The 24,196-nt window shown below is 68.0% G+C and carries 21 protein-coding genes and 3 pseudogenes; 15 read left to right on the top strand and 9 right to left on the bottom strand.

Going from position 1 to position 24,196, the window contains the following annotated elements:
- Window positions 1–95 precede the first annotated feature (95 nt).
- Together ACZ53K_RS41140 and istA are read right to left on the bottom strand one after the other, a co-directional pair.
- A pseudogene (locus ACZ53K_RS41140) lies at window positions 96–428 on the bottom strand (ATP-binding protein); the annotation flags it as partial.
- A complete protein-coding gene (gene istA, locus ACZ53K_RS41135) occupies window positions 425–1,846 on the bottom strand; it encodes an IS21 family transposase (protein WP_468847814.1) in 1,422 nt (473 codons plus the stop codon). The pseudogene ACZ53K_RS41140 and the gene istA, both read right to left, overlap by 4 nt.
- A gap of 130 nt (window positions 1,847–1,976) precedes the next feature.
- Between istA and ACZ53K_RS41130 the strand changes: the two are divergent.
- Both ACZ53K_RS41130 and ACZ53K_RS41125 read left to right on the top strand, forming a co-directional pair.
- A pseudogene (locus tag ACZ53K_RS41130) lies at window positions 1,977–3,035 on the top strand (IS110 family RNA-guided transposase); the annotation flags it as partial.
- 206 nt (window positions 3,036–3,241) lie between these two features.
- Window positions 3,242–3,652, top strand: a complete 411-nt coding sequence (locus ACZ53K_RS41125; protein WP_468847812.1) for a hypothetical protein — start codon at window positions 3,242–3,244, stop codon at window positions 3,650–3,652.
- A 110-nt stretch (window positions 3,653–3,762) separates the two neighbouring features.
- Here the strand turns inward: ACZ53K_RS41125 and ACZ53K_RS41120 are convergent, their stop codons facing one another.
- Entirely contained in the window at window positions 3,763–3,987 is a 225-nt protein-coding gene (locus tag ACZ53K_RS41120) for a hypothetical protein (protein WP_468847810.1), read from the bottom strand.
- Between the two features lie 227 nt (window positions 3,988–4,214).
- On the bottom strand, window positions 4,215–5,411 hold the full coding sequence (locus tag ACZ53K_RS41115; RefSeq protein WP_468847808.1) for an IS110 family RNA-guided transposase: 1,197 nt from the start codon (window positions 5,409–5,411) through the stop codon (window positions 4,215–4,217).
- A 234-nt stretch (window positions 5,412–5,645) separates the two neighbouring features.
- On the opposite strand from ACZ53K_RS41115, the gene ACZ53K_RS41110 reads away from it, so the two are divergent.
- Complete coding sequence (locus tag ACZ53K_RS41110; protein ID WP_468847805.1) at window positions 5,646–6,017, top strand: hypothetical protein; 372 nt, start codon at window positions 5,646–5,648, stop codon at window positions 6,015–6,017.
- A 211-nt stretch (window positions 6,018–6,228) separates the two neighbouring features.
- Here ACZ53K_RS41110 and ACZ53K_RS41105 read toward each other — a convergent pair whose 3' ends face one another.
- Window positions 6,229–6,531 carry a hypothetical protein gene (locus ACZ53K_RS41105; RefSeq protein WP_468847803.1) on the bottom strand — a complete coding sequence of 101 codons (303 nt, stop codon included), beginning with the start codon at window positions 6,529–6,531 and terminating at the stop codon, window positions 6,229–6,231.
- Between the two features lie 383 nt (window positions 6,532–6,914).
- On the opposite strand from ACZ53K_RS41105, the gene ACZ53K_RS41100 reads away from it, so the two are divergent.
- Window positions 6,915–7,574, top strand: coding sequence for a response regulator transcription factor (locus ACZ53K_RS41100; RefSeq protein WP_468847800.1), 660 nt, complete (start codon window positions 6,915–6,917; stop codon window positions 7,572–7,574).
- 28 nt (window positions 7,575–7,602) lie between these two features.
- Complete coding sequence (locus ACZ53K_RS41095; protein WP_468847797.1) at window positions 7,603–8,694, top strand: sensor histidine kinase; 1,092 nt, start codon at window positions 7,603–7,605, stop codon at window positions 8,692–8,694.
- Between the two features lie 15 nt (window positions 8,695–8,709).
- Here ACZ53K_RS41095 and ACZ53K_RS41090 read toward each other — a convergent pair whose 3' ends face one another.
- Entirely contained in the window at window positions 8,710–8,973 is a 264-nt protein-coding gene (locus ACZ53K_RS41090; RefSeq protein WP_468847794.1) for a hypothetical protein, read from the bottom strand.
- An 882-nt stretch (window positions 8,974–9,855) separates the two neighbouring features.
- On the opposite strand from ACZ53K_RS41090, the pseudogene ACZ53K_RS41085 reads away from it, so the two are divergent.
- Window positions 9,856–10,976: pseudogene (locus ACZ53K_RS41085) on the top strand (IS630 family transposase).
- Between the two features lie 15 nt (window positions 10,977–10,991).
- On the opposite strand, the gene ACZ53K_RS41080 reads toward ACZ53K_RS41085, so the two are convergent.
- Complete coding sequence (locus ACZ53K_RS41080) at window positions 10,992–11,579, bottom strand: GNAT family N-acetyltransferase (RefSeq protein ID WP_468847791.1); 588 nt, start codon at window positions 11,577–11,579, stop codon at window positions 10,992–10,994.
- 292 nt (window positions 11,580–11,871) lie between these two features.
- Here ACZ53K_RS41080 and ACZ53K_RS41075 point away from each other — a divergent pair, with 292 nt between their 5' ends.
- From ACZ53K_RS41075 to ACZ53K_RS41060, 4 genes are all read left to right on the top strand, one after another.
- The gene (locus ACZ53K_RS41075; RefSeq protein WP_468847789.1) at window positions 11,872–12,849 is read left to right on the top strand and encodes a D-isomer specific 2-hydroxyacid dehydrogenase family protein; all 978 of its coding nucleotides are present in this window, start codon (window positions 11,872–11,874) and stop codon (window positions 12,847–12,849) included.
- A complete protein-coding gene (gene vanA / locus ACZ53K_RS41070) occupies window positions 12,842–13,909 on the top strand; it encodes a D-alanine--(R)-lactate ligase (RefSeq protein WP_468847787.1) in 1,068 nt (355 codons plus the stop codon). Before ACZ53K_RS41075 ends, vanA begins: the two co-directional genes overlap by 8 nt.
- On the top strand, window positions 13,902–14,525 hold the full coding sequence (vanX, locus tag ACZ53K_RS41065; protein WP_468847784.1) for a D-Ala-D-Ala dipeptidase VanX: 624 nt from the start codon (window positions 13,902–13,904) through the stop codon (window positions 14,523–14,525). Before vanA ends, vanX begins: the two co-directional genes overlap by 8 nt.
- A gap of 153 nt (window positions 14,526–14,678) precedes the next feature.
- On the top strand, window positions 14,679–16,040 hold the full coding sequence (locus ACZ53K_RS41060; protein ID WP_468847781.1) for a UDP-N-acetylmuramoyl-tripeptide--D-alanyl-D-alanine ligase: 1,362 nt from the start codon (window positions 14,679–14,681) through the stop codon (window positions 16,038–16,040).
- A 15-nt stretch (window positions 16,041–16,055) separates the two neighbouring features.
- Here ACZ53K_RS41060 and ACZ53K_RS41055 read toward each other — a convergent pair whose 3' ends face one another.
- Window positions 16,056–17,210: a lipid II:glycine glycyltransferase FemX gene (locus tag ACZ53K_RS41055; protein ID WP_468847778.1), complete on the bottom strand. Its 1,155-nt coding sequence runs from the start codon at window positions 17,208–17,210 to the stop codon at window positions 16,056–16,058.
- Between the two features lie 61 nt (window positions 17,211–17,271).
- Here ACZ53K_RS41055 and ACZ53K_RS41050 point away from each other — a divergent pair, with 61 nt between their 5' ends.
- On the top strand, window positions 17,272–17,433 hold the full coding sequence (locus tag ACZ53K_RS41050) for a hypothetical protein (protein ID WP_468847775.1): 162 nt from the start codon (window positions 17,272–17,274) through the stop codon (window positions 17,431–17,433).
- Between the two features lie 174 nt (window positions 17,434–17,607).
- The gene (locus ACZ53K_RS41045; protein WP_468847772.1) at window positions 17,608–18,834 is read left to right on the top strand and encodes a hypothetical protein; all 1,227 of its coding nucleotides are present in this window, start codon (window positions 17,608–17,610) and stop codon (window positions 18,832–18,834) included.
- 465 nt (window positions 18,835–19,299) lie between these two features.
- Here ACZ53K_RS41045 and ACZ53K_RS41040 read toward each other — a convergent pair whose 3' ends face one another.
- On the bottom strand, window positions 19,300–19,605 hold the full coding sequence (locus ACZ53K_RS41040) for a hypothetical protein (protein ID WP_468847769.1): 306 nt from the start codon (window positions 19,603–19,605) through the stop codon (window positions 19,300–19,302).
- A gap of 429 nt (window positions 19,606–20,034) precedes the next feature.
- Here ACZ53K_RS41040 and mobF point away from each other — a divergent pair, with 429 nt between their 5' ends.
- The 3 genes from mobF to ACZ53K_RS41025 form a co-directional block, all read left to right on the top strand.
- Window positions 20,035–21,861, top strand: a complete 1,827-nt coding sequence (mobF, locus tag ACZ53K_RS41035; RefSeq protein WP_468847767.1) for a MobF family relaxase — start codon at window positions 20,035–20,037, stop codon at window positions 21,859–21,861.
- 154 nt (window positions 21,862–22,015) lie between these two features.
- A complete protein-coding gene (locus ACZ53K_RS41030) occupies window positions 22,016–22,711 on the top strand; it encodes a hypothetical protein (RefSeq protein WP_468847765.1) in 696 nt (231 codons plus the stop codon).
- A gap of 1,167 nt (window positions 22,712–23,878) precedes the next feature.
- Window positions 23,879–24,196 (top strand): transposase (locus ACZ53K_RS41025; RefSeq protein ID WP_468847762.1); only part of this gene is annotated, 318 nt, incomplete at its 3' end.

The raw sequence follows: 24,196 nt of genomic DNA, 5'->3' as shown, positions 1-24,196 counted from the left end.
AACTCCCATTGATAGCAATGCATCAACGACACAGAACGCTCACGGTGACGCTCGTCGCAGACATAGAAGAGAGGGGCTCAGACCCCGTTGATAACCGGCGGTCCGAGCAGGGCGGCGTTGGCCTTGGCCTCGATGAAGGAGAGGGTGGCGAGGTCTTTGACCTTGCGGGGGTCGAGCTCGGGCTGGAACGAGAAGTCGTAATCGTCCAGCGTCTTGTGGTGCGGAAGCTTCGAGATCCGCAGACCGGTGCGGAATCGTCGGTCGTCCCGGACGGCGAGTTCTTCGGAAAGGACCAGGTCGATGAAGTCGAGGTAGCCCATCTTGGCCTCGTCGGCCCGCTGAGCGTACTGAGTCAGGGCCTCGGCCAGGTGAGGCAGGCCCAGCTTGCCGGCCGTGTTGCAAATGCGGGTGGAGACCAGCTCGCTCAAGACGATTCCTTCGGCGTTCGGTGGGTGGTGAAGGGGCGGGTGCCGGTCAGTTCGTCATAGACCGACAAAGGCCTGCGGCCGACCTTGACCTGGGTGACCGCGGTCCGGTTCAGCAGGGCCGCCAGCGGCCCGGCCTCCGCGCCTGGCGCGTTGTGGCGGTGGGGCTGGGGCAGGGCCCCATCACCGGCCGTGACGCGGCGGCCAGCTCCGGTGGGCAGACCATCCCAGTGCTTCTCATCGACGATGCGGGCGCCCCGGCCGACCGCCCTCGGATGGGTGGCCAGCAGGGTTTCGCCGATGTGATCGGGAGCGGTGGCATGCAGCATGATCTGGGACTTCGTGGCCCGGATCTCGACCAGCTGGCGGGGCCGGACCTTGCGGGCCGGCACCGAGTAGAGGTTCGCGTCGAAGGCGACGAGGCAGTCTTTGCCGACATGGCGGAGATGCCGCTGAGAGACCGCATAGGGCGTCTGCGGCAGAGGACGGAGGGCCACGTGGTCGCGGATCGCCCTCAGACCGATGACCTCGCCATGGGTGCCGTGGACCTTCGCCCGCCGCAGCGGCACCCAGGCGGTGAACGCGGAGTTGAGTTCCTCGAGCGAGGAGAAGGCGCGTCCGGCCAGGACGTGGTCGCGGACGATCAGCACCTGCCGCTCGACTCGGCCCTTGCCGGTGGGCCGGTAGGCGGCCAGCACGTCTGGATCGAAGTCGTAGTGCCCGGCGAAGGCGACGGCCTCCGGGTGCAGGGGGACGGCTTCACCTGGTGCGACGTGCCGGCGGACCACCGTCTTGGTGCGGTCGTAGACGATCGACATCGGGACCCCACCGAAGTGGGCGAACGCCTGCCGGTGGCAGTCGAAGAAGGTGGCCAGGTCCTGGCTGGTGGTGAAACAGCAGAACGGATCTCGCGAGTAGGACAAGGTCATGTGGAACGAGTAGACCTTCGGGATCCCGACATGGGCGAGAATCTTTCCCTCGTCACCCCAGTCGACCTGGGCCTGGGCCCCAGGCACCACCTCGAACCTCCGGTGAAGGCCCGCCAACTCACCCGGACTGATACCCAGTTCTTCCGCGACACGGGGCCGGGCCTCCTGCAAGTACATCTTGATCCGCTGGTAGCTGCCGGTGAACCCGTACTCGACCACCAGACGCTCGTGAATCACCGCCCCCTTGAGCAGGATCTCGGCCCGCAGCATCGCATCGATCAACGGCGCGACCTCATCCACCAGCCGCCGGTACGGCTGCCCGTTCGGAGCCCTCCGGGGCGGCGCGACCGGAGTCTCGCCCGACAGGTACTTGGCGACCGTGCGTCGGTTCAGCCCGGTCTCCTTCGCGATCTCCCGCAGGCTCATCGCGCCGGACTCGTACAGCCCGCGAAACCGCCTCAGCTCCAACCAGCGATGCGGATCCAGGACCACCCTCGCCGCCCTCCACCGACTCCGAACAGGACGACAGAAGACTCGCGGGACTCCGACCTCACCGCATCAGGAACGGTGCACATTCGTCCGTACGCGGTGGTGCACGTTCACTTGTACGCCGACACCTGGGGACGTTCTCGACCTGGGTGACGAAGCGGTCTGGGGCATCGACCTGGCCGACGGCGGGGCCGCCCTGGTGATCGCGGTCCTGCTCAACCACGGTCAGCAGCTCCTCTGCATTCCCGGACGGGCGGTCAACCGGGCCTCCGAGGGCTACCGAGGTGACGGCAAGACCGACGCCAAGGACGCGGCGGTCATCGCCGACTAGGCCCGCATCCGGCGTGACCTCAACCCCCTGCGTCCCGGGCACGAGCTGGTGTCCGAGCTGAAGGTCCTCACCCGCCACCGCCGTGACCTCAGCGACGACCGCACCCGGACCATCAACCGGCTCCGCGGCCACCTCACCGAGATTTTCCCCGGCCTGGAGCGCGAACTCGATCTGGGCAACATCGGCCCCTTGGCGCTGCTGACCGGCTACCAGACCCCGGCCGCCATCCGCCGCACAGGCCGGCGACGTCTGGCCATCCGGCTGCGCAACCGCAAGGTCCGCAGCGGCGACGAACTCGCCGCCAAGGCCGTCCAGGCCGCCGAAAGGCAGCACACCGCCGTCCCCGGCGAGGACATGACTGCCCACGTGGTTCATTCCCTGGCCAAGGAGGTGATGACCCTCAACGAGAGGATCGCGAAGACCGACAAACTCATCGAGGGCCGGTTTCGCCGCCACTGCAACGCGGAGGTAATCACGAGCATGCCCGGCATCGGTGTCCTCCTGGGCGCCGAGTTCCTTGCCGCTACCGGTGGAGACATGGGTGCCTTCGCCAGCGCGGACCGGCTGGCCTCCTTCGCCGGCGTCTCCCCAGCACCTCGCGACTCCGGGAAGGTGAGCGGCAACCTCCACCGCCCCACCCGCTACAGCCGACGCCTCCAGCGCGTCTTCTATACCTCCGCGTTGATCAGCATCCGTTGCTGCGACGCATCCCGCCGCTTCTACGACCGCAAGCGCGCTGAAGGCAAACGCCACAGCCAGGCCGTCATGGCACTCGCCCGCCGCAGGGTCAACGTTCTGTGGGCTCTTCTGCGTGACGGACGGTGCTACGAACCCATACCGCCCGTCACGCTGGCCGCTTGACATCTCCATTAGGAATCGGTCTGAACTCGTCTCCATAGAGACACCGGGCGTGCTCCGTCAAGGTGCTGTGCATGTCCTGGAGCCTATGACGCCTTGATCCGCGGGAACGAAGCGATCATCTGGAGGGTGCCCCAGTGGTATTTTGACCCGAATTCACGGGAGGGGTGAGTAGGCGGGTGGACAGAGACCGGCGGCATGCAGCTGTCGTGGTACTCCGCGAGCTCGGGCGAAGCCACGATTACCGTGACCGGGCGGATGCCGGTCACGGCTTGGCAGGCTTCGCCGAGATGCAGGAGGCCCTCGGGCCACTGCTGGAGCTCGTGCTCGACGCAGGTGACACCTTCGTCACCCGGGTGACCGCGGAAGCCGTGCTGCGGCGAAAGGACAGGATCGGGTTGGCAGTAGTCGCCTCCGCACTGGCAGTCGCCGACTCGAATCACAGCGATTGGATTCACACCGCACTTCACGATGTGTTCAGCATCTTCTCCGAGGACCGGGACAACGCAATGCAGTTGTGCGAGGAGATGTTGCGGGACACTGACGACCGCGTTGCCCTGGGGGCTCGTCAGATGCACGACGCCCTGGCCGAGATCGACCCCGTTCTTCGCCCCATTTAGCCCGGGGTGGATACTGCCGTGAGAGCGCAGGTGCTCGAATCTCCATCCGGGCATCCTGCCAGGCCAGCTCCATGAGCGGACCGGCATTCCTCCGGCTGTCGCGTCGGCGCTCAGCGTTCTGGCTCGGCGCTGGTTCGTCCGGCGTCGCGGCGGAATCCGGGCATGCCTAGGTGGACGGTAGATGGCTGGGCTGCACGGTCGCGCATTTCCTCCAGTTTCTGCGTGGCGGCGGCCAGGGTGGTCTCGATGGCGGCGACCTCGCCGAGCCAGCCTTGGTCCTTGGCCTCCTGGAGGCGGTCGATGAGGTTGGCGTGGAACTCCTGGAGGCGTGACATCTGAGCTGGGTCCACGAGGAGTAGGGGGACACCTGGCACGGCGTCAGATGCTCACTCCTCCGGCCGGATCCGGCCCAACAGACACGGCTCGTCGACATAAGTCATCACCAACGACGAAAAGGCAGGCGCTTATTACGACGCGATGCCCGCTGCCAAGGGAGTACCCGGCGAGACTCGTATCGTCAAGTAACCGCAGCCGCCCCGGAAAGGACTTCCCAATCGTGATGTCAAGCCGCTCCCGTGACGGGAGGTGAACCTTGATAGCACTGTCCGTCACGGATCATCGCCCACAGGACGTTCAGGCGTCGGCGAGCGAGGGCCAGCAGGGCCTGCTTGTGTCCCTTCCCCTCGCTCCGCTTCCGCTGGTAGTACGCCTTCGATGCCGGACACGTCGTGATGCTGACCATCGCCGACAGGTACATCGACCGCAGCAGTCCGCGGTGGTACCGCCTGGGCCTGCGCAGATTGCCGCTGACGCGGCCCGAGTCGCGGGGTCTCGGGGCCAGGCCGACAAAGCCGGCCAGGCGGTCGGCACTGCCGAAGGCGTCCATGTCCCCGCCGGTCGCGGCGATGAACTCGGCACCGAGCTTGGGCCCCATGCCGGGCAGGCTGCGGATCACCTCGGCGTGCGGATGCTCGCGAAACTTGGCCTCGATCAGGGCGTCGAGCTCGGCGATCTCCTCATCGAGGGCCATCACCCCCTTCGCGAGGCGGACCACCATGGCGGCCGCCAGCTTCTCGCCGGGCAGCGCCGTCATCTGGGCCTGGGCGGCCTCCACGGCTGTCTTCGCCAGTGCGGCGGCGCCGCGGACCTTGCGGTTCTTCAGCCAGGTCCCGATCCGCTTGGCGCCCGCGCGGCGGATCGCGGCCGGGGTCTGGTAGCCGGTCAGCAACATGACCGGCCCCTTGTTGACCAGGTCCAGCGATCGTTCCAGCGCCGGGAAGATCTCCAGCAGTTGGGCACGGAGCCGGTTGATCTGCCGGGTGCGGTCGAAGACCACATCCAGGCGCCGGGTGGTCAGCGTGCGCAGGTCGATGGTGATCTCGTCGCCGGGCCGCAGCAGGCCGAGATCACGGCGGACGCGGGCCTGGTCAGCGATGACGAAGGCGTCCTTCGCGTCTGTTTTTCCTTCACCCTTGTAGGTGGCCGAGGCACGGTGGACCGCCAGGCCGGTCAGATAGGCCATGGGCTGATCGTGGCTCAGAAGCAGGCCGATCAGCAGGGCGGCGCCGCCGTGGTTGAGGTCGACGGCCCACAGCACGTCCGTGGATATGGCCAAGACGTCGCCGATCAATTGGAGCAGCTCCGTCTCGTCGTTCAACACGCGGCGCGACAACAGCCGTTCACCGTCCGCGTTGATCACCACGCAGTGGTGATGTTCCTTGCCGATGTCCACTCCGGCCCAGATCTCGGGCACGGCCACCTCCGCCAGCTTGCCGTCTCACATGTCACCCGCAGACGACCTCGCTGACGTTGTCCTACAGCAGCGATCGGAGTCGCGTCTCCCAATTGGCGGTCGAGTCGTCGCGGGGCTCCGGGCGGCCAAGTCCTTTGAGCCTTGCCAACGGCGCGCACATGACAGCCATACCCAGAACCCCTGGGCCCTCCGATCTTACGAATGACCAGAGTAACCACCCTTGAAAGGTAGGACACGCACGTGGGATCCAGCTTCTTCGTGAGCGCGGACCAGCACAATGGCGCCACTTGGCCGTTCACCGCCCAACAGCTCACCGAGACCGTCACGCGACTGTGGCCCGGTAGCGAAGTCGGCGGCGATCCGGACGACGTGGTCAGCCTGGATATTCACGTAGAGGGGCAGACGCTGCCCTTCTCCTGGCAAGTCGAATACCAAGTCCTCCTCCTTCCGGACCGGGAACCGCTCGACGTTCCCGCCCGCGTCATTCACCGCCTGCTGCGCGAACTGGCCCCGCAGGTCCCCGCCGTCTGGTGGAGCGAAGCCGACGCCACCCTCGAGCCTGTCGACCTGTCGCCCGATCCCGGGGCCTTCATCCGCGATTTTGCTGGTTAAGCCAGCCTCTGCGACTCTCACATCGAACGGCACAGCGGTGTACAACACAGCACCGGAGGATGGCTCCACTTCTTCGCTGTGCGGGATCCTAAGACGAATCGCCGATAGGGCGAAGGCCGGTAGATGTGTCTGAGCTGTCGGACCGCACCGAAGACTTCAGCACCGCACGAAAGATTTCAGTGAGGGGAACCTAAGTGGCCGTTAGGGCTAGTCAGCAGGCCGGAGGTTCGGCCAAGCCGTCGGCTACTGAAGTCTTCCGTGCGGCAGATGTGGCCCAGGCCACCGCACGGAACACTTCAGTGCGGGCCCCTACCAGCACCTCGCCGAAGAGTTCGAGCGGCACCTTCGTGCTCTGCAGGAGGCCGGAGAGGTCGTCGACCCGCGGATCGCGCAGATCGAAAGACTCAAGGCCCAGGTCGCCGAGTTCAAGGAACGCCTGGCTCAGCGGGACGAGACCATTTCCGAGCTCACCACGTTCAAGGAACTCGCGGTCTCGCGCCTGGCCGCACAGCACGACGAGATCGTGCGTCTACGGGAACAGGCCGTAGCCCTCGGCAACGTCCGCCGTCTGCCCGCCGCCCGCCCCGGGACGGCCCCGTACGGATCGTGCAGCTGAGCCACATCGAGGACGGGTCCGGACACGGCGAGGGAGCCCGTCGGTGTAGCCTGCCGTGTTCCCTCGCCGTCCGCACCAACGGCCCCCTCAAGGGTGACGTTGATCGAAGGCTCGTCGATGGGCAGATCGTGCTGTTCATGCAGGTCACGGCCCCCGCATGCCTTCCCGGGATGTTCGTTGAAGGCGGTCGCGATGCACTGATAGACGGTGGCACGGTGTTGTCGACGCGTATGCGGTTTTTGATACGCGGACGATATGCGCCCGCTCGTAACATCGAGAGCATGCGTGTGCTGATCGTCGAGGACGAACCCTATATGGCGGAAGCCATCCGCGATGGCCTGCGCCTGGAAGCCATCGCGGCCGACCTTGCGGGCGACGGCGGCATCGCCCTGAAAATGCTGAGCATCAACAGATACGACATCGCCGTCCTCGACCGCGACATCCCCGGACCTTCCGGTGACGAGATCGCGAAACGCATCGTCGCCTCGGGCAGCGGCATGCCGATCCTCATGCTGACCGCGGCCGACCGCCTCGATGACAAGGCATCCGGCTTCGAACTCGGCGCCGACGACTACCTCACGAAACCGTTCGAACTGCAGGAACTCGTCCTCAGGCTCCGGGCGCTCGACCGCAGGCGTGCCCACAGCCGGCCTCCGGTCCGTGAGATCGCAGGGCTGCGGCTGGATCCGTTCCGACGCGAGGTCTACCGGGACGGCCGCTACGTTGCGCTGACGCGCAAGCAGTTCGCCGTACTCGAGGTCCTCATCGCCGCCGAGGGCGGTGTCGTCAGCGCCGAGGAACTTCTGGAGCGCGCGTGGGATGAGAACGCCGATCCGTTCACCAATGCTGTCCGAATCACCGTCTCAGCACTGCGCAAGCGTCTCGGTGAGCCGTGGATCATCGCCACGGTCTCCGGCGTCGGCTACCGAATCGATGCATAGCCGCAGGCCGGAGACGGGGGAGAGAACCATGGATAGAGCGCCTGGATTGAGTGTCCGCATCAAGCTCACCCTCAGCTACGCCGGATTCCTCATGCTTGCCGGTGCCTTGGCGCTCGCCGCCGCAGGAGTGTTCCTCCTGCAACAGGGGTGGTTGCAAACCAACGAACAGGGGGCATGGAAAAGAAACCCGGTCATCGACTTCGTGCAGGGTTTCGCGCCAACGGCAGCCGCAGTAATGGCGTTCCTCCTCGTATTCGGCCTCCTGGGAGGATGGATCCTCGCCGGTCGTATGCTCGCCCCCCTGGCTCGCATCACCAACGCCACCCGCACGGCCGCTACGGGATCGCTCTCGCACCGTATCCAGATGCCGGGCCGCCAGGACGAGTTCCGCGAACTTGCCGACGCCTTCGACGCGATGCTCGCACGGCTTGAAGCACACGTCGCTGAGCAGCAGAGATTCGCGGCAAACGCCTCGCACGAACTACGCACCCCGCTGGCCATCTCGAAGTCACTTCTCGACGTGGCCCGCACCGATCCATCACACGACACCGGCGAAGTCCTCGACCGCCTCCAAGCTGTCAATACCCGAGCGATCGACCTCACTGAAGCGTTGCTCTTGCTCAGCCGAGCCGACCAGCGATCCTTCACCCGCGAACAGGTCGACCTGTCCCTCATGGCGGAAGAAGCCACCGAAACGCTGCTCTCCCTCGCGGAAAAGAACGGCGTCACCATCGAGACCCGCGGCGACATCACCCCCGCGAGCGGATCGCCGGCGCTCCTGCTGCAACTGACCATGAACCTCGTGCACAACGCGATCGTCCACAATCTGTCTGAACAGGGCAGGGTGTGGGTCACTACCGGCGTCCACTCCGGCACCGTGATACTCACGGTCGAAAACACCGGCGAGAAACTGCCTCCACACCTGGTCTCGACGCTCACCGAACCATTCCAGAGGGGCACCGAGCGTATCCACGCCAACCAGACGGGCGTCGGCCTCGGCTTGGCCATCGTCACATCCATCACTCGCGCACACGACGGCACCCTCACCCTCACCCCGCGCGACACCGGCGGCCTGCGCATCACGGTGGAACTGCCCGCACGCACGTCCCCGCGGTCGTGATGCGTGCCCCGCCGACTATGCGGGTGGTGCGGCCGTGTCGACGTACGCCAGGATCTGCCGGATGTCCCACGCGTGCTGCGCGGCATCGTGAGCATTCTTGTAGAAGCGGGCCCGGCCCAGCAGATCCTGGTCGAAGCCGGGCAGCGAGCGCGATCCCGAGAGGCGTGCTCTGGCCAGCCGCTCCGCCAGTTGCGCGGGCTGTCCGTGCCGTGGCTGACGTACGCCGTTCCGGCCTTCAGGACGCCGCTCGTCGCCCCGGCGTCCCTGGACCTGGTCCATGGCGTCGTCCGGCGTCAGCGACCAGTCGAAACTGCAGCCGCTGGTCGGTGCCTCGGCGACCTCACGCGGTCCGAGCGGCGATCTCCGACAGGACGCCGTGTCCGACCTCGGCGGAGAGGCCGTGGTAGTGGCGGAAGTTGTCAATCAGCGGGTTCCAGCCCCCGGGGGGCGGCATGGACGCGCGGCGTCTCGCACTCGACACTGAAGCAACCGCCCTCCGCACCCGGCGAGGGCGCAGGCGTACGCCTCCGGCTGTAGGACGTACTCAGTGACGCGTGGCGGGGTCACGAGATCGACCTCGGAGGGGGTGAAGCCTGCGGCGCGAACTTGTCGGGTTCGTGCCGGTACACCACGCGCCTGCTCTCCGGCCCCGGGTCGACCCCGGTGAGCGGGACACGCCGCTCCACCTGTTCCCAGAGGTCCGGCACGGCGACGTTGAGCACCAGCTCGGGCGTACGGCGAGGTTGCGCGGCGTCCGGCTCGCTACGCCGAGGCCAAGGACCACATTCTGGCCCAGGGCCCAAGCAGAGCGAATCGGGGCGACGTTGGCGGTTTCGTCGCCGTTCTCGGTGGCCAACAGGACCACGAGCATGCCGAAGTGCAGGATGCTCTCGGCCGGATCACACGGTGGGTTTCGTCCGTCATAGGCCAGGACGCTGAGGTCAGGGCCCCTCGGCCGGCGTCGAAGCGTCGCCCGCCGACTACGGCCGGGTGACCAGCACCGACACCTTCACGAAGAGCCCGGCCTAGTCTCCTTGGGTGCCCTCCCGACGGACCGCACCAACGCCGCCATGTGTCTAGTGCTGTGACCGCATAGGTTCACCGGGTTGCTCGTTGTGCTGGCTGGAAGCGATATCGCTTTCAACCAGCAGGGGAGGCGGGATGGCACCACCGGTCAGGGTCCGGAGGCTGACGGATCTGGAGGGCAGAAGCTCCAGCAGATCGTTCGGCGGGGCAGTACCAGCTCGGTACGGTTTCGGCGGGCGATGATGCTGCTGGCCTCGGCCGGCGGCAGCACCGTCTCGGTGATCGCGCGTCTGGTCCAGGCCGACGAGGACACCGTCCGTGACCTGATCCACCGCTTCAACGAGATCGGGCTCGCATGCCTCAACCCTCAGTGGGCGGGAGGCCGTCCCCGCCTGCTGAGCAGTGACGACGAGGACTTCGTCATCCAGACGGCCACCACCCGGCCCACCGTGCTGGGCAAGCCCTTCACCCGCTGGTCGGTCCGCAAACTGGTCGATCACCTGCGCCGGAACATCGCCAGGCCCGTCCGGATCGGCCGTGAGGCACTGCGGTGCTTACTGGCCCGCCGGGGGAGCACCTTCCAACGGACGAAGACCTGGAAGGAATCCCCGGACCCGGCCTTCGACACCAAGCTGGAGCGGATCGAGTACGCGGTCAACGAGCGTCCGGACCGCACGTTCGCCTTCGACGAGTTCGGACCGCTGGGCATCCGCCTCACCGCCGGCTCCTGCTGGGCCGAACAGAACCGGCCCGACCGGCTGCCCGCCACCTACCGCCGCACCCACGGCATCACCTACTTCCACGGCTGCTACTCCGTCGGCGATGACACGCTGTGGGGTGTCAACCATCGCCGCAAGGGCATCGACCACACCTGGGCCGCCCTGCGGTCGATCCGAGCAGCCCGTCCGGACGGCGGCCCGATCTACGTGATCCTCGACAACCTCTCCGCCCACCTGAACTGGAAGATCCGCAGGTGGGCGGCGAGGAACAAGGTCGAACTGTGCTGTACACCCACCTACGCGTCCTGGGCCAACCCCTTCGAGGCCCATTTCGGACCGCTGCGGCAGTTCACCCCGGCCAACTCCCACCACCCCAACCACACCGTGCAGACCCGGGCCCTGCACGCTTACCTCCGCTGGCGCAACAACAACGCCCGCCACCCAGACGTCCTGGCCGCCCAACGACGCGGACGCGCCCGCATGCGCAGCGAACGAGGCGTCCGCTGGGGCGGCAGCCCGCTACAAACCGCAGCCTGACCACCCGTCACAGCATCAGATGTCGCCATGGAGCATGGCATGAAGGTGCTCGTCGTGCCACCCGTCTTCGTGCAGCAAGGCGCTGCGCATCGTGCCTTCGAGGGAGAAGCCAGCCTTCTCCGCTACTCGACACGACGCCGGGTTGCCTACTGAGTGGCACAGCCGGAGACGGTGCAGACCAAGTTCATCGAACGCCCACTGGGACACCCGCTTCATGACCTCGACCATGGTGCCGCGACCGCGTCCTGCGGGCAGAATCCAGTACAGGATTTCGGCGCTGCCGCCATTGAGGTCGATGTCACCCCAACCGATCAAGCCCACGGCCTGACCGCCGTCGGGCCGTGCGATGGCCCATATCGCGCTCTGCTCGTTTTGCCAACGCTCGTGCATGCGCTCGATCCGCTTGCGTGCTTCCGTCTGCGACGTTACGACGAGCCGGTTCCACTGGCGAATGGCCGGTTCCTGGGCGGCGGCTACCAAAGCGTCGGCGTCGCTGACGTGCCAGGGACGCAGCTCAAGACCGCTGGGGAGAGCCAACACGGGCTGTTCCATCTGGGCCAGGTGGCCTGCGGGAACGACGGGCGGGATCGGTGAGGTGATCATCGCGGCATCGTGCCACAGCCCGACGTCCAACCCGCAGTAACCGGTGCCCAACCATGGACCCGGCGAACCTATGCGGTCACAGCACTAGCCCTGCTCGACGGCCGCGCCTGGACGGCCGCCGACATGGCCCGGCTTGCCGGGGAGGCACCGTCCATCGCGAACGGCCACCGCGACCGGCTGGTGGCCTGCTCGGCGAACACCGCGCGGGCCGGCAAAGGGGGCTGACAACGTATCGGCACCGTATCGAAAACTGCATACGCGCTGGCAACACTCGGTTTCCTTGAATGGAGGCATGACCTACAGCGAACCATTGGGAATCACCGCTTTCGGATGCGGGCGGGACGAAGCCGCACGGTTCCGTGAGCTGGCGCCCCGATTCGGAGTGACGCTGACGATCACAGAATCCGCGGTGTCGGAGGATGATGTCCACCTGGCATCCGGGAACCGGTGCATCAGTGTCGGACACAAGACCCGGATCACCCCGGGGGGACTTCGTGCGCTGAGTCGAGTCGGCGTCTCCTACATCTCCACAAGAAGCATCGGGTACGACCACATCGACGTGGATTGTGCGGGCCGCGTCGGCATTTCCGTCGGGAACGTCTGCTATTCCCCCGACAGCGTCGCCGACTACGCGGTGATGATGCTGTTGATGGCGGTGCGCCACGCCAAGTCCACCGTCCGCCGCGCGGATGTGCACGACTACCGGCTGCACGACGTACGGGGGAAAGAGCTGCGCGACCTGACCGTCGGCGTGGTCGGAACGGGGCGCATCGGCACGGCTGTCATGGAAAGGCTCCGCGCCTTCGGATGCCGGATATTGGCGTACGGAAATCGTGCTGGCGACCCCGGTGACGAGGTGTCGCTCGATGAATTGCTGAGGTCGAGCGACGTCGTCACGCTCCATGCGCCGCTCAACGCCGAGACGCACCACCTACTCGACCGTGAGCGCATCCAGCGGATGAAACCCGGCGCGTTCGTGGTCAACACCGGGCGCGGTGCCCTCATCGACACGACCGCGCTGGTCGCGGCACTGGAGGACGGACGCCTGGGTGGTGTCGCCCTCGACGTCGTCGAGGGCGAGGAAGGCGTGTTCTACGCCGACCGACGGAACGCGCCCATCGACAGCAAGCCACTGCTGCGGCTGCAGGAAATGCCGAACGCGTTCATCAGTCCGCACACCGCGTATTACACGGACCGTGCCCTGAGCGACATGGTCGAGAACTCGATCGCCAACTGCCTGGAATTCGAAAGCAGGAATCAGCATGTCTAAGGCCAAGCTTCAGGTCGGAATCCTCTTCGGCGGCTGCTCGGAGGAACACCCCATCTCCATCAAGTCCGCGCAGGAGATCGCGCGGAACCTCGACCCGGACACGTACGAGCCGTACTTCATCGGGATCACGCGCAGCGGCGCCTGGAAACTCTGCGAGGGCCCCGCCGCGGACTGGGAGAGCGGCGCATACCGGCCCGCCGTGCTGTCCCCGGACCGCGGCGTGCGCGGATTGCTCGTCCTCGATCAGGGGAAGTACGAGACGATCGGCCTGGATGTCGTGGTGCCCGTCCTGCACGGAAAGCTCGGGGAGGACGGCGCGATCCAGGGTCTGCTCGAGCTGTCCGGAATCCCGTACGTGGGGTGCGACGTCCAGAGTTCCGCGCTGGGCATGGACAAGTCCCTCGCCTATGTCGTCGCCGCCGGCGCCGGAATCGCCACGCCGAATTTTTGGACGGTCGCGGCGGGCGAGGACATCGACGCCGGCCGGCTCACCTATCCCGTCTTCGTGAAGCCGGCCCGCTCGGGATCGTCCTTCGGGGTCAGCAAGGTGGCGAATGCGGAAGAACTGCCGGTCGCGCTGGACGTCGCCCGGCGGTATGACACGAAAGTGCTGGTCGAGGAGGCGGTCGTCGGCAGCGAGGTCGGCTGCGCCATCCTGGGCGGCGGAACGGACCTGACCGCGGGGGAAGTTGACCGCATCGCCCTGTCCCATGGATTCTTCCGGATCCACCAGGAGGACGAACCCGAGACCGGCTCCGACAATTCGACGCCGATCGTCCCTGCCGACATTCCGGCTGAATCCCGGGCACGCGTCCAGGAAGTGGCGAAGGCCGTCTACCGCGCCCTGGGCTGCAGCGGACTCGCCCGCGTGGACCTGTTCCTCAAGGACGACGGACAGGTCGTCCTCAACGAGGTCAACACCTTCCCCGGAATGACCTCCTACAGCCGTTATCCGAGGATGATGGCCGCCGCCGGGGTTCCGCTGTCTGAAGTGATCGACCGCCTGGTGACCGGGACACTGCACCGGCCCCTGACTCCGACGGAGCAGGCCGATGCGTAACGACTTCGTCTTCATAGACGAGTACATGTCCGGGGTCCGCTGGGACGCCAAGTACGCCACCTGGGACAACTTCACCGGAAAACCGGTCAACGGATACCTGGCCAATCGCATCGTCGGCACCAGGGCTCTGTGTGCGGGATTGCAGGGCGCGCGAGAGGAGGCGGCCTCGTACGGATTCGGCCTGCTGCTCTGGGACGGCTACCGTCCGCAACGCGCCGTGGATTCTTTCCTGCGCTGGTCCAAGCAGCCGGAGGACGGCCGCACCAAGCACCGCCACTACCCCAATATCGACCGGCCCGAGATGTTCGAGAACGGATATGTGGCCGCCAAGTCGGGCCACAGCCGCGGCAGTACCGTCGACCTGACGCTGTACCACCTGGAAAGCGGCGACCTCGCCGCCATGGGTGGCGACCACGATCTGATGGACTCGGTCTCGCACCACGGAGCGGAAGGAATCTCGCGGGCCGCGGCGGACAACCGCAGGCGCCTTCGCTCCATCATGGAGACCAGCGGATTCAGCTCCTACGCCTGCGAATGGTGGCATTACACGCTCAAGGACGAGCCCTACCCGGACACCTACTTCGACTTTCCCATCACACAGGTGAGTCTGGGATGAACACGGCGAGGCTCCGGCGGTCCGGCCGGAGCCCCGGGCCGTCCCCGGACGCCGAGCGGCGAGGGCGAGCACCCCACCAGAGCCCACCACCTATCGCCGGCGTATCGAGAACCACATACGCGCCGGCAACACCCCGCCGCCTTCACTGGAGCCATGACTCAGAGCCAGCTATCCCTCGCCCCGCACCCCCTCGCCCTCGCCGAGATCGCCGCGCTTGTCGGCGGCCGGGTCACGGGTGACGCGACCGTCACAGTGAGTGCGCCGGCCGTACTCGACAGCCGGCACGGCGAACCGGGCGGGCTCTTCGTCGCCATGGTCGGTGAGCGCGTCGACGGCCACGACTACGCCGGCCACACCCGGGCGACCGCCGTGCTCGGTTCACGGCCGACACCGCTCCCCACAGTCGTCGTCGACGACGTACCGGCCGCACTGCAGACACTCGCCGCCCACGCCATGGCCCGGCTGCGCGAGCGGCTGACCGTCGTCGCGGTGACGGGCTCGCAGGGCAAGACCAGCACCAAGGACCTGCTGTCCGTGGTCCTTTCGGGCGCCGGGCCAACCGTCGCCACCCACGGTTCGTACAACAACGAACTCGGCGTGCCCCTGACCATGCTGCGCGCCGATGCGCACACCCGCTTCCTCGCCCTCGAAATGGGCGCCCGCCACCTCGGCGACATAGCCCACCTCACCGGCCTGGTCGCACCCGACATCGCGGTCGTGCTCAATGTCGGCCAGGCCCACATCGGGGAGTTCGGCTCGCGTGCGGCCATCGCACAGACCAAGGGCGAACTCGTACGCGGCCTCGCACCCGGCGGCACCGCCATCCTCAACGCCGACGACCCCCGCGTCGTCGCGATGCGTGCGCTGACCGACGGGCCGGTCCTGACTTTCGGCCGCGCCGAACACGCCGACATGCGTGTCCAGGACCTGGTCCTCGACCGCCTGGGCCGGGCGACCTTCACGCTACGCACCTCCGGCGCCTCGGCCCGTGTCGCGCTGCCGCTCGTGGGCGCCCACCAGGCACTCAACGCGGCGGCCGCCGCCGCGGCGGGACTCGCAGCCGGCATCCCCCTGGTCACCTCGGCGGTGGCCCTCAGCACCGCCTCACTGTCCAAATGGCGCATGGAGTTGCGCCCCCTGGCCTGCGGCGCGACCCTGCTCAACGACTCCTACAACGCCAACCCCGACTCCACCCGAGCCGCCCTGGACACACTCGCAGCCATCACAGGCCGCCGCCGTATCGCCGTACTCGGCGCGATGCTCGAACTCGGCGCCGACAGCGAGGCCGAACACCGAGCAGTGGGCGAATACGCAGCCGCGCGCGCCGACCTGGTGGCCGTCGTCGGCGAAACCGCCCGCCCCATCACCGCCGCCGCGGGAATGCGGGCGATCGCACTCACCGACAACCGAGCGGCCGTCGACTGGCTGCGCGAGCACCTCACCGACGGCGACATCGTCCTGGTGAAGGCGTCGCGCGGCGCCCGCCTCGACGAGGTGGCCGCCGCACTCGGGTAACCGTGCGGCGCGGGCTCAGCGCCCGCGCCGACCCATGTACAGGTCGAAGGCGCGGTAGACCAGCGGTCGCAGCGGCAGATCCCACTCCCCGACGTACCGCACCGCCCGCCCCCCGGTGCCGACCTTGAACCGGATCAGGCCCACCTGCGGATCGGCGGCGTCGAGCGTCGGCGTGATGCCGCGCAGGTCGTACACGTCGCAGTCCGCCGCCAGGGCGTCACGGATCATCGCCCACTGGCACGCGTTGGAACCCCGCACCTCACGTTTGGCCGTCGAGGAGGCGCCGTACGCGTACCAGGCGTGTCCGCCGACCCGCACCAGGATCGTGGCGGCCACCAACTCGCCCTCGTGGCGCGCAAGATAGAGCGCGATCCGCCCGGGATCCTCGGCGCTCAACTCCGCGAACATTGTCTCGAAGTACGCTGGCGGCCGCGGCGTGAATCCGTCGCGCGCGGCGGTGTGCGCGTAGAGCTCGTGGAACGCCGCGAGGTCCGACGCGGCACCGACCGTGACCTCGACCCCCGCCTTCGCGGCCTTCTTGATGTTGCGGCGCCACTGCTGGTTCATAGCCTTCAGAACGTCGTCCTCCGACCTTCCTACCAGCGGCACCTCGTACGTGAACTGCGGCTGCCCGGTCCCGAACCCGTCCTCAGGGCTCTGCGGCAGCCAGCCGGCCGCCCGGAGCCGTCGGCTCACCTCGGCACCGGTCGGATCGACGTGCCCGTCGGGGAGTCTGGTGAGCCGCCCCACCCCCGGATCGGCCACGCCGTCCTTGATCTGCGCCGCATCCCAGGTGTGCGTCCGCACCGGCGGGCACAGGCGGATCGCGAACGCGCCACGGACCTTGAGATATGCCGCCAGCGGGTCGAGCCACGCACCGATGTCCCCGGACCAGTCGATGTCAGGACCCCACGGCACATACGCAAGCGTGAACCGCGACAGCCCCGGCACCGGCCGGTGAAGGACAAGCCCCGCCCCCACAAGCCGCCCGCCGTCGAACCATCCGAGCGACTCACTGCGCCACTCCGTCTTCACCCGCCCCCACGCCGGAGTCTGCACAAAGTTCACCGACCGACGCGCCCGCACGAAGGCCAGGTGCTCGGCGTCGCTGATCGGCGCGACGGTCAGCGTCACAGGGAGGGACAGGGGTGCTGGTTCGCGGTAGGACATGACACCAGTCAAGTCGGCCCTGTGTTGCCGGCGCGTATCCGCTTTTCGATACGCCGAAGATATGCGCCGCTCAGGCGCTCCGCGCCTGTCCCAGATCGTGCTGCTCACCGTCAGCGGCAATCGTGAACGTTCCCTGGCCACCCGCACCACTGATCGCCCCAACGCCCGCTACACGGAAGGCCCCTGTGCCAGAACCCACACCTTCACCTATCGTTCCAGCTGACGTAGCACCCCCACGCAGACGTGATCTCAGTCACGCAGTCGTGCAGGACAAAGAGACAACATGCTTCGCTGCAACGCGACCCAACAGGGACTCTCGACCCTCGCGTAAAGCGACCTGACCTGTGTGGGACACAGCGCCTGCCGTCACAACGGGCCCAGCGGCCGCCCGCTCGCCGTGCGCCACTCTGGCGGCTACCAGCTGCGGCTGATCGCCGACGAACACGGCCACCTCAGCGAAGTCCACCTGGCCGCGGCGTCCGAGGAGGAAACCGACCTGCTGCTGGTCTCCTACGGCCACGACCAGGACGGCAACCTCACCTCGGTAACCGGCACCAACGGCACCGCGACGATCTTCGAGTACGACGACGCACACCGCATGACCGCTTGGACCGACACCAACGGCAGCCACTACGAGTACACCCGCGACGCGGCCAGCCGGTGTACCGCCCAGGGCGGCACCGAAGGCCACCTGCGCTACACCTATACCGCCCCCGACGTGGACGGCCACCGCAGCACCACCGCCACCAACTCCCTGGGCCACACCACCCACTACCGGATCAACGAGCGGCTCCAGCTCATCGCCGAGACCGACCCGGCCGGCGCCACCCGCCGCACCAGCTACACCCCCGACGGCCACATCGCCGCGACCACCGACCCGCTGGGCCGCACCACCACCTACACCTACGACGCGCACGGCCGCCTGCTGACCTCCACCCAGCCCGACGGCACCGTCTCCCGCATCACCTACGACGACTTGGGCCTGCCCTGCATCCTGGCCGACGCCGCCGACCGCACCTGGCGCCAGCACCACGACGCCCGCGGCAACCGCGTGGCCTTCACCGACCCGACCGGCGCCACCACCCACTACACCCGCAACGAACGCGGCCACCTGACCACCATCACCGACCCGCTCGGCCACACCATCCACACCACGTGCAACGCCGCCGGCCTGCCCTTGACCGTCACCGACGCCGCCGGCCACACCACCATCCGCCGCTACGACGCCTTCGGCCACCTCACGCACCTGACCGAACCCACCGGGCAGACCACCCACTACACCTGGACACCCCAAAACCTGCTCACCCACTGCCGCCACCCGGACGGCACGGAAGAAAGCTGGACCTACGACGGCGAAGGCAACTGCCTCAGCCACACCGACACCGCCGGCCGCACCACCCGCTTCGAGTACAGCCACTTCGACCAGCTCACCGCGCGCACCGACCCGGACGGTGCCCGCTACGAGTTCACCCACGACATTGAGCTGCGCCTGCACAAGCCCTCTCCTGCTCTCCGCCGCCCAGGGCCAGGACGAATACCTCTCCCTGCTGGCATCCCTCAGCCCCGACGGCCTGTCCCTGACGCCCTGCGGTACCTTCGACGCCCCTTTCACCGGCAGTTCTGATCAGCCCGCAAGCCTGCTCAAGCTTGCGCTGGGCGGGAGTGCGCTCGCCCGCTGGGAGGCCGATTCCACCGGGGGCTACCGGCAGGCGGCCGAAGTCACGGCCACGGTCCTGCCCCGCACCGGCCGCCAGTTCGTCCTGAGGCCCGGCTACGTCGACGACCACACTGTGCTCGCCCCCGTCGCTGAACAGGACGACTGGGTCCCCGAACGCTCCACCCACTACCTGCTCGACGGCCAGAGCCTGCGGCTGCACAGCGAAGTCATCTACCCCTTCCCGGTATCTCCGGACCCCATCGCCCTCGGCGACGGCACCTGGCTGACCACCGCCGGCGACGACGTCTTCCGGTGGCGGGCCACGCCCTGACCCGGACCCACCCCCTGCCATAGGAGCCGCTGGCTGGTGCGCTGAGTGACCAGCCCGGCCGGTCCATCGAGAGCTGCCGTCGAACCACGGCTGCCGCCTGCTCACGGGATGGCGAAGATGTCGTGCCCGCCGATGCGGCGCCAGATCACATGAGGAGTGCCGGGACGGTGCTCTGGCCCGTACTCCCAGGTTGCGCGTCCTGCGGGGCCAGTGCCCATGGACCAGGTGAGTTCGTAGATGCCGGATGCGCGCCGGACGCGCTTGACGCGAAGGCCAGCGCGGAAGCGCCCGCCGGTGCGCAGGTCGTCGACGAAGGCCGCCACGGTCTGGCGGAAGCGGCGGCGCTGTTCGGGAGTGAGGCGGTCCAGATCGGTGGTGAAGCGGGGCAGGGTCTCGTAGGTCGGCACGTCGGTCCTCCAGGAAGCACGAAGCCCCCGGGGTTGCCGGGGGCGGTGGGTGTCTCTCTTGGGGTGAAGGGAGTCGGTGCCGTGGTGCTGGGTGGTGTGTCTTCGGCCGGTCGGTGGGGGAGCGGTACGTAGGTCTGCGCTTCTCGACGGTGGAGTCGTCTGCTGGTGGTTTTCGGGGCGTGTGAGGTGCGTGTGGCTGGGTGCCGCGCAGCATTTGCCTGGCCCGAAGGGGTGTTCGCCTGACGGGCGCGACGGCGCCGCAGACGCCCGCCAGGCGGGATCGGCCGTGAAGTTTCGGCAAACCCGCCCGCCTCACGGGATCGGGCTTTTTTCGCAGGTCAGAGCCGGTGTTCGCTGCCGGGATGCTGAGTGTTGCGAAGGCCCAGAGACGAAATGCGTGGCGCTACTACGTGCGCGGGGTTGCCTTCGGTGACGGCCAATCGTCCGGTCGGGCAGTCCCTGAAGGGCGCCCTGGAGAAGGCCGGGCTTCCGCCCGGGGTGTGGATGGGGCGCGGTCTGGCCGCGCTCGGACTCACCGCCGGGCAGACGGTGACCGAGCGGCAGATGGAGCTGGTCTTCGGGCAGCTCCGGCACCCGGACGCCGACCGGATCGAGCGCGAGCTCCTGGACGACGGCGCCGCCCCGGAGACGGCCCGGCTGGCGACCGTCCTGGGCCAGCCGGTCGAGGAGATCGAGCGACGCGGGGCGACCCCCTTGATCGCCCTCGACTTCACCTTCCGGGCGCAGGCGTCCCTGATCGTTCTGTGGGCGCTGGGCGACGACCACACCCGGCGGGTCATCGAGCGTGCGCACGAGCGGGCCATCGCCACCGCGCTGCGCTGGCTCGAGGATGAGGTCGCAGAGACCCGGTGGTCCTCGGGCCGTCAGCGCGCGAAGGCACTGGGCCTGGTGGTCGCGAAGTGGCGGCACTTCGACAACCGCGACGGCTTTCCCCTGCTCCATGACCACTGTCTGGTCCTCAACCGGGCGCAGCGCCCGGACGGTACCTGGGGCGCTCTTGACACCCGGCGCCTCTACCAACACATCCCGGCGGCCGGGACGCTCTATTCGCTCACGATGACGACCGAGGTGTGCGAGGAGCTCGGGCTGGCGACCGTGCCCCGGGAGGTGACGCCGGGCCTGCGCCCCGTCATGGAGATAGCCGGCGTCGACCAAAAGCTCATCGACTGGTCGGCCACGCGCCGCGAGCAGATGGCGCCGGTGCTGGAGCGCCTCACCGACGAGTACGTCCAGGAGCACAAGCGGCTGCCCGGGGAGCGCGGCCGCCACGGCCTGGGCTGGTGGGCGGCGCAGGAAACCCGCCGGGCGAAGAAGACCCCCAAGCCCGTGGAACAGCTGCGCGCGTGGTGGCGTGCGTCCGCGATCCTGCGCTTCGGCAAGGCGATGGTCGACGGGTTGCTGGAGCGGTGCCGTGCGGCCGGGAAGTTGATCCGGGCCCGGGTGGGCCCGGTGGTGGACACTGCGCTCGCCGCCGTCGACGTCGTCGCCATCGTCTTCACGGTGCGCGCGTGCTTTGCTCGCCGCCACGTCCTGGCCGAAGCGCGCCGGCACCTGTTGGAGACTCTGCGCGGCTGTGCGTTCACGCGCGGCCTGGACGACTACATCGCCGACGCGGCCCTGTCCCTGCACTGCCGTCAGGTCACCGTGTCGCAGAAGGGCCGCCGGGCCCCGGCGCCGGACCAGCTCACCTACACCGCCGACTTCGCTGCGCCTCGCCGGTGGTGGATCGCTGGCACCGACGGCGCCCCGCCCCGGGAGTCGAGCCGGTACGAGCGGGCCCGGGTCGCCAGCTTCGCCCTGCAGAACGCGATCCGTACCGCCTGCACCGCACCCGCCGCGCGGGACGGCGCCCCGCCCGCGAGCACATCGGCCACCGCGCGTACCGGCGACCACAACCACGACCAGGCGGCGGCCGCGCCGCACGCCGTCGACCACCCGGACCGGGACGCCGGGCTCACCCCGGCGCAGCGGGCCGCCGCTGTGCACGTCCATCAGCAGGCCGCGTTGCCCGAGGAGTACCTGGAGGGCCGTACGACCGATCCCGCGACGTGGCTGTACACACCCAAGAACCTCGCCCGGCTGGCCGCCTTCACTCAGGCCGTCGAAGCCCTCAGCCGCACCATCGCCGACGGACCGCAGCCGCAGCAGCCGGCCGCAGATGCGGCCGACCCTGCCAGCCAGCAGCACCACACGCCCCGGCCTGATCAGGGCAGGGGAGCGGGCCGCAATCACTGATGAGGACGCCAATCGGCCAGCGCGTGGCCGATTGGCGACTTCACTCGCGAGCCCCGGCGGACCGGACTGAGAATCGGGGCATTGGCACCCGGTACGGGGGGACCCTTGACCGAATTGGAGCGCCACGTTGACCTTCGAGCCACGAGACCTGAACTTGAGCGACCCGGAGAAGGGCTACCTGCACTTCGTCCTCTATACCGAGGCCCGCCTCGGTATCGCCTCGTCGTCACTGAACGCCGAGCTGGACATCGAGGCGTCCCAGACCGTGACTCCTCACTTCCAGGAGTGGCTGAGCAGGCTGAAGCGCTGCGAGCCGAACGCGATGCACTGCACACTCGTGGAGCCGACGAACATTCCGTCGCTGTTCCACCCGTGCGTCTCGGAGGACAAGAACAGGCCGGCGGCCATCTCCGGATCGGGCTGCGTGTGCCGCCGGGCCTTCTACGACCCCGAGTTCGGGCTGCCCGTCGTAGCCGAGCACGTCGGCAAGGGAGGCACGGACCGGTGGGTCTACCAGACGTACGCCCCGCTTGAACTGCGCCCTGACGACATTTTCAGCAGCTTCATCACCGGCCGCGGCCTGTTTTGGGCTCGGACCGACAAGGGTCTCCTGTCGATCCTGCCGCAGAAGCACGCCGTCGGTTACAACCTCGGCTACAGCGGCGGCGGCCCGCACGCCCTGGCTGCCTACCTCACCCAGATCGCCCGCAACGACGGAGGGACCACGCCCGCCGGCACCCGCTACGAGGAGGCGCATCCGGCGATCGTCGCTTGGACGCAGAGCAGCGCGGCCGATCGCGGCACGAACGAGCTGACGTTGCGCGACCTCCAGGCCATGTTGGAGAGCTGACCCCTGTGTGCGCCGACGCCCACGGGCCAGCTGTCCGTGGGCGTCGGCGTGTGCCCAGGCGATCGGCGCGGCCGGACCGGTCGGCGGGTAGACGGAGAAGTCACCGGGCCAGATGTCGGGACGCAGTCCGTGCGCCTGTGCGTGAGGACGACCAACGTACGCGCCGCCCCCCCCCAGCAGCTGGACCCGCACCGAGAGCGAGAAATCGGACCCGGCCACTGGGCCCACCACGCGCACTCGGATGCGATGCCGTCTCGAACCGGGCGCAGAGAGCAGCGCTGTTGGCACGTCCTCCAGACGAATGAATGAGCTGTCGCAGCGGCCAGTCAGCCCCGTACCCGCGGGCTGCCCTGACGGCACACTGCTAGACGGCCCCATCGGTGGGCCAGCATCCGCAGGGCGCTCTCCGGCCAGAAGCCCCGATGTCTTACGGCGGATGCGAAGGAGCCAGGCCCCGACCTCATGCTGCACAACCCAACCTAGTTCGCACCTACCTGAGCGGACCGGGCCGGACGGTCGGCAGTTCAGGAACACTGATGAGTCACGGAGACCTCCTTACGCAGAAGGCCCGCTACCGCTCCCGGTGCACTGGCATCGGGCACCAGGCCGGCCTCCAGCACCTCCAAACCCTTCAGGGGCAAGACCCGGTACCGGCCGCCAGCCGGGACCAGGCCCGCCTGGAGGCCGCTATGTTCGAGCGGCTGGGCGGAACGATCGACTACTGCGCCCACCCCGCACCCAGTACACCGGGCCTGACGAAAAAGAAGAGCGGGTGCCGGGAGGCATCGCCGGGGTCAGGCTCCTCGGGATCGATGCGGCCGGCGTCCACCTCGGATTGGCAGGCACCGACGCGCGCGTCACCATCCCCGGGCCGGCTCCCAAACAGTGGTGGGCTGCGGTAAGCGATCACCGGGCCTCATGCCCTGACCGCGATCTCCTCCCCCTGTGGGACACACCCGCGTTGACCCCCTTCGAATCTGCCTACCTGGCAGAAGACCCCACCTGGTAGGAGGAGCAAACAGATCACGCGTGGATCGCCAGCGGCCTGCTGCGCCGTATCGGCCTCTTCCACACGGTGACCAAGCCGTACTCCCTTAACTGATCATTTCAGAATGAGTTCGGTTCGGGGCCTTGGCGGTTGGGCTGATGGGCGGCACAGTTTTGGGCGTGTCGGATGATCTTGTGCCTGATGATCTGTGGGATCGTATCGCTCCGCTGCTCCCTGCTCGCCCGCCGCGGCGTCGGCGGTATCCGGGCCGGCTGCCCGCGGATGACCGTGCGGCTCTGCGCGGGATCGTCTACGTCTTGCGCACGGGGGTGACCTGGGCGGACGTGCCAGCCGAGACGATCGGCTGCAGTGGGGTGACGTGCTGGCGGCGTCTGCGGGACTGGACCGAGGCCGGCGTCTGGCCCCGCCTGCACGAGATCCTCCTCGCGGAACTCCGCAGAGCCGGCCTGCTGGAGTCGGACGACGCCGCGGTCGAC

Source organism: Streptomyces sp. NPDC033221, from assembly GCF_055577005.1.
The sequence above is the reverse complement of the archived record's forward strand: the minus strand, read 5'-3'. Positions and strand labels throughout refer to the sequence as shown.

What these genes read in the sequence shown, in the direction of transcription:
- ACZ53K_RS41120 (WP_468847810.1), bottom strand. Translation starts at nt 3,987, where the DNA reads ATGTCACGCCTCCAGGAGTTCCACGCCAACCTCATCGACCGCCTCCAG.
- ACZ53K_RS41100 (WP_468847800.1), top strand. Translation starts at nt 6,915, where the DNA reads ATGCGTGTGCTGATCGTCGAGGACGAACCCTATATGGCGGAAGCCATC.
- ACZ53K_RS41095 (WP_468847797.1), top strand. Translation starts at nt 7,603, where the DNA reads ATGGATAGAGCGCCTGGATTGAGTGTCCGCATCAAGCTCACCCTCAGC.
- ACZ53K_RS41090 (WP_468847794.1), bottom strand. Translation starts at nt 8,973, where the DNA reads ATGGACCAGGTCCAGGGACGCCGGGGCGACGAGCGGCGTCCTGAAGGC.
- ACZ53K_RS41080 (WP_468847791.1), bottom strand. Translation starts at nt 11,579, where the DNA reads ATGATCACCTCACCGATCCCGCCCGTCGTTCCCGCAGGCCACCTGGCC.
- ACZ53K_RS41075 (WP_468847789.1), top strand. Translation starts at nt 11,872, where the DNA reads ATGACCTACAGCGAACCATTGGGAATCACCGCTTTCGGATGCGGGCGG.
- vanA (WP_468847787.1), top strand. Translation starts at nt 12,842, where the DNA reads ATGTCTAAGGCCAAGCTTCAGGTCGGAATCCTCTTCGGCGGCTGCTCG.
- vanX (WP_468847784.1), top strand. Translation starts at nt 13,902, where the DNA reads ATGCGTAACGACTTCGTCTTCATAGACGAGTACATGTCCGGGGTCCGC.
- ACZ53K_RS41060 (WP_468847781.1), top strand. Translation starts at nt 14,679, where the DNA reads ATGACTCAGAGCCAGCTATCCCTCGCCCCGCACCCCCTCGCCCTCGCC.
- ACZ53K_RS41055 (WP_468847778.1), bottom strand. Translation starts at nt 17,210, where the DNA reads ATGTCCTACCGCGAACCAGCACCCCTGTCCCTCCCTGTGACGCTGACC.
- ACZ53K_RS41050 (WP_468847775.1), top strand. Translation starts at nt 17,272, where the DNA reads ATGCGCCGCTCAGGCGCTCCGCGCCTGTCCCAGATCGTGCTGCTCACC.